Source organism: Flavobacterium sp. (assembly GCF_036515215.1).
Classification (GTDB): Bacteria; Bacteroidota; Bacteroidia; order Flavobacteriales; family Flavobacteriaceae; genus Flavobacterium.
The window spans coordinates 1-6,365 of record NZ_DATBVQ010000053.1 but is presented as its reverse complement, the minus strand read 5'-3'; the positions used below and the strand labels follow the sequence as shown (position 1 = coordinate 6,365).

The 6,365-nt window shown below is 39.7% G+C and carries 7 protein-coding genes; 2 read left to right on the top strand and 5 right to left on the bottom strand.

Going from position 1 to position 6,365, the window contains the following annotated elements; all coding sequences use genetic code 11:
- The coding region (locus VIH09_RS03880) for a M1 family aminopeptidase (RefSeq protein WP_331578072.1) at positions 1-950 on the top strand (950 nt) is incomplete at its 5' end.
- Between the two features lie 72 nt (positions 951-1,022).
- Here the strand turns inward: VIH09_RS03880 and VIH09_RS03875 are convergent.
- Both VIH09_RS03875 and VIH09_RS03870 read right to left on the bottom strand, forming a co-directional pair.
- A complete protein-coding gene (locus VIH09_RS03875; RefSeq protein ID WP_331578070.1) occupies positions 1,023-2,066 on the bottom strand; it encodes an agmatine deiminase family protein in 1,044 nt (347 codons plus the stop codon).
- A 2-nt stretch (positions 2,067-2,068) separates the two neighbouring features.
- Positions 2,069-2,956: a carbon-nitrogen hydrolase gene (locus VIH09_RS03870; protein WP_331578069.1), complete on the bottom strand. Its 888-nt coding sequence runs from the start codon at positions 2,954-2,956 to the stop codon at positions 2,069-2,071.
- Positions 2,957-3,332: 376 nt separating this feature from the next.
- Here VIH09_RS03870 and VIH09_RS03865 point away from each other — a divergent pair, with 376 nt between their 5' ends.
- The gene (locus VIH09_RS03865) at positions 3,333-3,878 is read left to right on the top strand and encodes a DUF4494 domain-containing protein (protein WP_331578067.1); all 546 of its coding nucleotides are present in this window, start codon (positions 3,333-3,335) and stop codon (positions 3,876-3,878) included.
- Positions 3,879-4,032: 154 nt separating this feature from the next.
- Here the strand turns inward: VIH09_RS03865 and VIH09_RS03860 are convergent, their stop codons facing one another.
- The 3 genes from VIH09_RS03860 to VIH09_RS03850 all read right to left on the bottom strand — a co-directional run bounded on the left by VIH09_RS03860 (position 4,033) and on the right by VIH09_RS03850 (position 6,218).
- Positions 4,033-4,557: a GNAT family N-acetyltransferase gene (locus VIH09_RS03860; protein WP_331578065.1), complete on the bottom strand. Its 525-nt coding sequence runs from the start codon at positions 4,555-4,557 to the stop codon at positions 4,033-4,035.
- Positions 4,558-4,678: 121 nt separating this feature from the next.
- Entirely contained in the window at positions 4,679-5,635 is a 957-nt protein-coding gene (locus tag VIH09_RS03855; RefSeq protein WP_331578063.1) for a calcium/sodium antiporter, read from the bottom strand.
- 163 nt (positions 5,636-5,798) lie between these two features.
- Positions 5,799-6,218, bottom strand: coding sequence for a hypothetical protein (locus VIH09_RS03850; RefSeq protein ID WP_331578061.1), 420 nt, complete (start codon positions 6,216-6,218; stop codon positions 5,799-5,801).
- Positions 6,219-6,365 lie beyond the last annotated feature (147 nt).

Sequence of the window (6,365 nt, the reverse complement as noted above, 5' to 3'; positions counted from 1 at the left end):
AGCGTTTATTTGGATGGATGGATGAAGGTTTCAACACTTTTATCAACTCATTAAGTTCAGTTGATTTCAACAACGGCGAATACAAATCAGAGGCAATCGATTTTCATAAGATGGCAGAAACATTCACCAGACCAGATTTAGAAACGATAATGAGTTCTCCAGATAATATGAAAGAGGCAAACATTGGCGTTTTATGTTATTTTAAGCCGAGTTCTGCATTGATCGTTTTGCGTGAACAAGTATTGGGTGAAGAGCGTTTTGATAGGGCTTTTCGCAGCTACGTGGAACGCTGGGCATTTAAACATCCAACTCCGGACGATTTTTTCAGAACAATGGAAAACGTGGCCGGTGAGGATTTAGGCTGGTTTTGGAGAAGTTGGTTTGTGAACAACTGGCGTTTTGACCAAGGAATAAATGGAATCAAATATGTGAAAAATGACCCGAAACAAGGTGTTGTTATCACTGTAGAGAATTTTGACAAAATGGCTATGCCAATAGTCTTGGACGTAAAAACTAAAAGCGGAAAAGTGAGCCGAGTGAAATTACCAGTAGAAGTATGGCAAAGGAACACCGTATGGTCGTTTAAGCATGACTCTACTGAGGAAATCGAGAGCATTACTTTAGACCCTGACCACGTCTTTCCGGATCATAACGAAGGAAATAATATGTGGACTGCCGATAAAGGAACAATTGAAAAAGACGTTATTTTAGATGGCTATTTGGGGACTTACTCTAATGATAAAGCCCCAATAAAGATTATTTTTAGCGAGAAAAGTAGCGTTCTCAATGTGGAAATAACGGATTACCCTAAATTTACGGTGGAACCAATTGGTAAAAACCTTTTTGAATCTGAGAGTGCTGGACTTAAATTTCAATTTAATGAAAGCCAAACCGGATTTGACATGATTTTGAACGATAGTCAAAAGATACCTTTTACGAAGGACAAATAGTTTCTTCAGTACCATAAACAAAAACACCGGCATAACGCTGGTGTTTTTTTATGCAAAAATATTTAAGTCTTTTTAAGATGGAATCTGTTGGCTTAGGCAATGCAGAGTTCCAAAACCCCAAATCAAATCGATGGCACTAATTCCGATGATTTCTCTATCAGGAAAACATTCAGCAAGAATGTTCAGGGCTTTGCGATCGTTTGGGTCGTTAAAAGTAGGAACTAGAACGCATTTATTCAAAATCAGGAAATTAGCATAACTCGCCGGCAATCTCAAATCTTCAAAATCGAGGCGTTTTGGCATTGGTAAGGCCACGATGATTGGCGACCTACCATTTTCGAGTTTTGCGTTTTGCAATCGCTTTAGGTTGTCTTGTAATGGAAGATAGTTGTTGTCTTCAGTATTTGTCTCAATGATGGTTACGATAGTGTCTTCGTTGATGAAACGGCATAAATCGTCGATGTGTCCGTGTGTATCATCGCCTTCAATACCATCACCTAACCAAATCACATTGGTTATCCCTAAGTATTCCTTGAATACCGCCTCGTAATCGGCTTTAGTGAAATTTGGGTTCCGTACCTGGATATTCGGATGCATCAGACATTCCTCGGAGGTCAATAAGGTCCCTTTTCCGTTCGAATCGATTGCGCCGCCTTCAACAATAACCGGCTTTCCCTTATACATGACTTGCGTCAAAGGGATGTCAAGAAACTGCGCAACTTTAGCAGGAACATGCTTGTCAAGCTGATAATTTTTATATTTGGCCCAACCGTTAAAGTTGAAATTTAAAGCCTCCCTTTTTTCTCCGTTTTTAACAATAATAGGGCCGGAGTCACGCATCCAGCTTCTGTTGGTTTTTTGGATGATGAATGAAAGATTATCTAGATTGACGCGAGCCCTTTCGAGCATTCCCGTTACTTTCTCTTTTAGTTTTTCGTCGGAAACAACCAGAAATACCGTTTCGTAAATGGCGACTTTTTTGATGAATTCGACAAAAGCCCATTGGATAGCTTCGTACTTTCCGGGCCAGTCGTTTCCGTTATGAGGGAAACAAAGTAATATGCCTTCTTGTTTTTCCCATTCCGCGGGGAATCTTCTGTTATTTGTAGTAGCCATAATTAGTCGATTGCTCTTTTAGTAATGTCACCAAAAGCGTCAATTCGTCTGTCCCTGAAAAACGGCCAATTCTGACGTACATTTTCCTGTAAATCTAAATCGACTTCGGCAATAAGGATTTCTTCTTTGTCGTGTGAGGCTTGCGCCAAAATTTCGCCCTGTGGTCCGGCAATGAACGAAGATCCCCAGAACTGAATTCCATCCGTATCAGGCAAGTATTGTTCGAGGCCAATCCTGTTGGCTGCGGCAACATAAACTCCATTTGCAACGGCATGCCCTTTCATAACGCTCATCCAAGCGCCATGTTGATTTACACCATATTCGTCTTTTTCTCCCGGATGCCATCCTATCGCTGTTGGATAAAACAAAACTTCGGCCCCTTGAAGTGCCGTCAAGCGTGCCGCTTCAGGATACCACTGGTCCCAACAGATTAAAGTTCCTATTTTTCCTTTTTGAGTCGGAATCGTTTTGAAACCCAAATCTCCCGGCGTGAAATAGAATTTTTCGTAAAAATGCGGATCGTCCGGAATGTGCATTTTGCGGTACAATCCCGCTTCTGAACCGTCGGTGTCAATGATGTATGCGCTGTTGTGGTAGATGCCGGCCATTCTTTTTTCGAAGAAAGGAACAATGATCACCACTCCCAGTTCTTTTGCCAAAGCCGAAAAAGCGATAAACGAAGTGCTGTACAATGGTTCCGCCAAGGCAAAATTGTCAACATCTTCACTTTGACAGAAATAATGACTGCTGTATAATTCCGGTAATGAAATAACTTCGGCACCTTGACTGGCCGCATCGCGCACCCAACTCAAACATTTTTTAAGGTTGTTTTCGGCAACGTCGTTAAGATTCAATTGAATGACTGCTATTTTGTATTTCTTGTTTGGCATCAGATAAATTTTAGACTGCAAAAATAGGGAATTTTATAAAGAGTAGAAAATGAGCCTAACGGAAAAAAATCATTCTTTTTTGGCTGCTATTTCTTCTGCTTTTTGTCATCTCGACGAAGGAGAGATTACATCAAGAATTTTTTATTTTTATTTTTCGATTTGATTTTTAGTTTTAAAACTAAATAAAAATATTTGGTAAAAAGCTTAATGTCTGGTTGAGATGTAAATCAGGTTCTGGTTGAATGACGACCCAAAAAAGAGGAGAAAATTCAATCCTGACATTCATCCGAAATTGTGGATATCTATTTTGCGATTAGTGGATTTTTTTTCCTTTAAAATCTATCTTTGACATCCTTAATAAAAAACAGAAAGCACTATGTGGTACGAATGCAAAATAAAATATAGAAAAACGGATGATACTGGCCTGCAAAAAGTTACGACAGAACCTTATTTGGTAGATGCTTTGTCCTATACGGAAGCCGAAAGTAGGATTACCGAAGAGATGTCGGCCTATATCAGTGAGGAATTCAAAATCACGAACATAAAAGTGGCCAATTTTGCCGAGATCCATCCCTTCGAAAATGCGGACCGTTGGTTTAAGTCAAAAGTTTCATTGGTGGCTTACGACGAGGAAAGCGGAAAAGAGCGCAAGACGAATATGTATCTGTTGGTTCAGGCAAATGACGTGAAGGAGGCCTACGATAACACCATCCATGCAATGAAAAATACCATGGGCGACTATAGCATTCCCGCTATTTCGGAATCTCCGATAATGGATGTTTTTCCTTATTTCAGCGGTGAAGAAGGGGAGCTTGAGCAAAAGGAAAGGTTCAATGCCCTGAAAGCTTCTAAACCTGAAGTGGCAGCGGAAGTGGAGGATCATATGGAATTTGAACCGGCTACTGAAGAGGCCAGCGTTTAATATTTATTTTGCCGTCGAAGTTTAGAGAAGTATCTTTCTTGGATAAAGTATTAAAATAAAATTACCGCAAATTCGCAAACTATTGAAACAGATTCTAACTGTTTTAATTTGCGAATTTGCGGTTTTCTCATATTCAAACCGAAAGGGTTTTTTATTATTTCAAGGAGTCCTGTTTAGCCAGCACTTTCTCGTATGCTTTTCTAGCGCTTCCCCTGAAATGCACCTCGCCGCATAAAGTATAACCCCTATTTTCCAAAATTTTCATCATAGGGATATTATCAAAATTGGTGTCCACTTTTACGCTGTATATGTTGTTGTTTAGCGCAAAATCTTCTACGTATAGGATAATCATTTTAGCCAAACCTTTGCCCAAATGTTTCTCGGAAACGGCAACGCGGTGAATCACGACAAAATCACCATTCGTCAGCCATTTTCCTTCAATGTCATCGTAGGCGGGTTCGTAATTGATTATCACGGCACTGTAACCTACGACAGTTTCTCCTTCAAGAAGGACAAAACCCTGCCCTTTCTCGATGTCATTTTGCACGACTTCGGGATTGGGGTAGCCGTCTTGCCATTGGTTGCTGCCGTCTTGTTTTCTTCGCAGTATGGCTTGTTGCAGGATCTCCCAAATTGGATTTATTTCGGACATCTCCGCTTTTCTAAAGTGATATTCCATAATGGTAAGTTATCGTGTTTTAAGTTTTATTATTTGGCTTAATTTTTACTGGGTTTAGTTCCAGCTATACGGGTTTTAAAAGGCCCTCTGCAGAGCACCGGTTTTTTAATAGTGTGTTCTTCTATCCTCTGATTATTAAAAACGAGGTATATCCGGCATATAACAACAGAAATAATGCGCCCTGCCATTTTTCTAGTACGTGTTTTTTACCAACAAAAAAAACTAAAAATAAAAGTATACTGGCGACAATCGTCATTGCAATTTCGGAATTGCCGGAAGGTTGGAAGGGCAATGGTTTTATCAGCGCGCTGATACCCAATACCCAAAAGATATTGAAAATATTGGATCCCACCACATTGCCAATAGCGATGTCAGTATTTCTCTTATAAGCTGCCATGGCTGAGGTGGCAAGTTCGGGAAGAGAAGTGCCTACAGCAACAACCGTCAAACCAATCAAATATTCGCTCACCCCAAATTGACTGGCGATTTTTACTGCAGCGTCGACAATCCAGCTGCCTCCTAACACGAGTCCTGATAAACCCAAAAGGATATAAGCAACAGCCCTGAAATTACTCATTTGTGGGGACTCTTCCTTTAGTTTTTGTTCGGTTTTTTTGACAATGCTGAAAATGTAATACATGAAAATGATGAAGAAGCCAAGCAGCACTAGCCCATCACTTCGGGTTAATTCTGAACTCGCTTTGTTGTCAATCAAATAATCATTTGCCAAAATCCCCAAAATCACTGCCGCCAGCAAACTAAATGGAATTTCTTTCCACACGGTATTGCTTTTAACCGCAAGCGGGTAGATCATTGCCGAGACTCCAAGTATCAAGAAAATATTAGCGATGTTGCTTCCTAGAATATTACCAATTGCGATATTTGAATTACCCTCGATACTCGCAAAAACATTAACAAACATTTCCGGCGCAGAAGTGCCAAAAGCCACTACCGTTAATCCGATTACCAAATCAGACACATTCAATTTTTGTGCAATTGACGATGCTCCTTCTACCAGTAGGTCCGCGCCTTTTATGAGTATTATAAAACCGATAATCAATAAAAAATAGGTCATCATACAAAAGTCATTTAATTTTTGTCCCGCTGCTCAAAGTCTCCAGAATTTGAGCCTAATTTAAAATATTTTTAAACGCCATAAACCTCCATAAGTGCCCGGACTCATATCTTCGCAAATTGATAAGAAGCTCCCACCCATATAGGCTGTTTTTTTATAGATGTTGTTATGCGTTGCTTAGGCTGCTTGGCATTTTGAATATTTTGATGAAGACTAATAGGAAGAACACAAAAAAGATCCAATCATTTATCCCATATAGCGAGTAAAAGATTCCCGCCATTGTATCTTTTTTGTACACGGCTGAAATGTTATTATTCAAGATCCAGTTAATCCAAACGTAGCCATAGATGAATTTTCCAACCACAAAGACCCCAACGAGCCATTTCACTTCACGATAACTTTTGGAAATAGAAATATAGGCCAGTCCCCAAAGGACAATCATTAATAGGCCAAAATTTGACATCACAACGGAATCGAATTCAGGAATGGTTGGATTGGTGAAGAATCTTGAAAAAATCAAGACCGTCAGGTTCATCAAACCCGCAATGATGAAGCCTTGTGTAATTGTTATGTTTTTGATTGCCATGGTTCAGTTTTATAAAATTTCATTAGTAAAGCTACTCAAATTTTTTTTTGAAGTCCCGCCAATCAATTAGAATATTCGGCTGATAAGGGTCTCGGGACTTTGCGCTGCTAAGAAATTTATTTTAGGGAAGAAAACTGTATAGAGCGT

Coding starts and splice junctions, on each gene's coding strand:
- VIH09_RS03875 (WP_331578070.1), bottom strand. CDS start 2,066: ATGGCTACTACAAATAACAGAAGATTCCCCGCGGAATGGGAAAAACAA.
- VIH09_RS03870 (WP_331578069.1), bottom strand. CDS start 2,956: ATGCCAAACAAGAAATACAAAATAGCAGTCATTCAATTGAATCTTAAC.
- VIH09_RS03865 (WP_331578067.1), top strand. CDS start 3,333: ATGTGGTACGAATGCAAAATAAAATATAGAAAAACGGATGATACTGGC.
- VIH09_RS03860 (WP_331578065.1), bottom strand. CDS start 4,557: ATGGAATATCACTTTAGAAAAGCGGAGATGTCCGAAATAAATCCAATT.
- VIH09_RS03855 (WP_331578063.1), bottom strand. CDS start 5,635: ATGATGACCTATTTTTTATTGATTATCGGTTTTATAATACTCATAAAA.
- VIH09_RS03850 (WP_331578061.1), bottom strand. CDS start 6,218: ATGGCAATCAAAAACATAACAATTACACAAGGCTTCATCATTGCGGGT.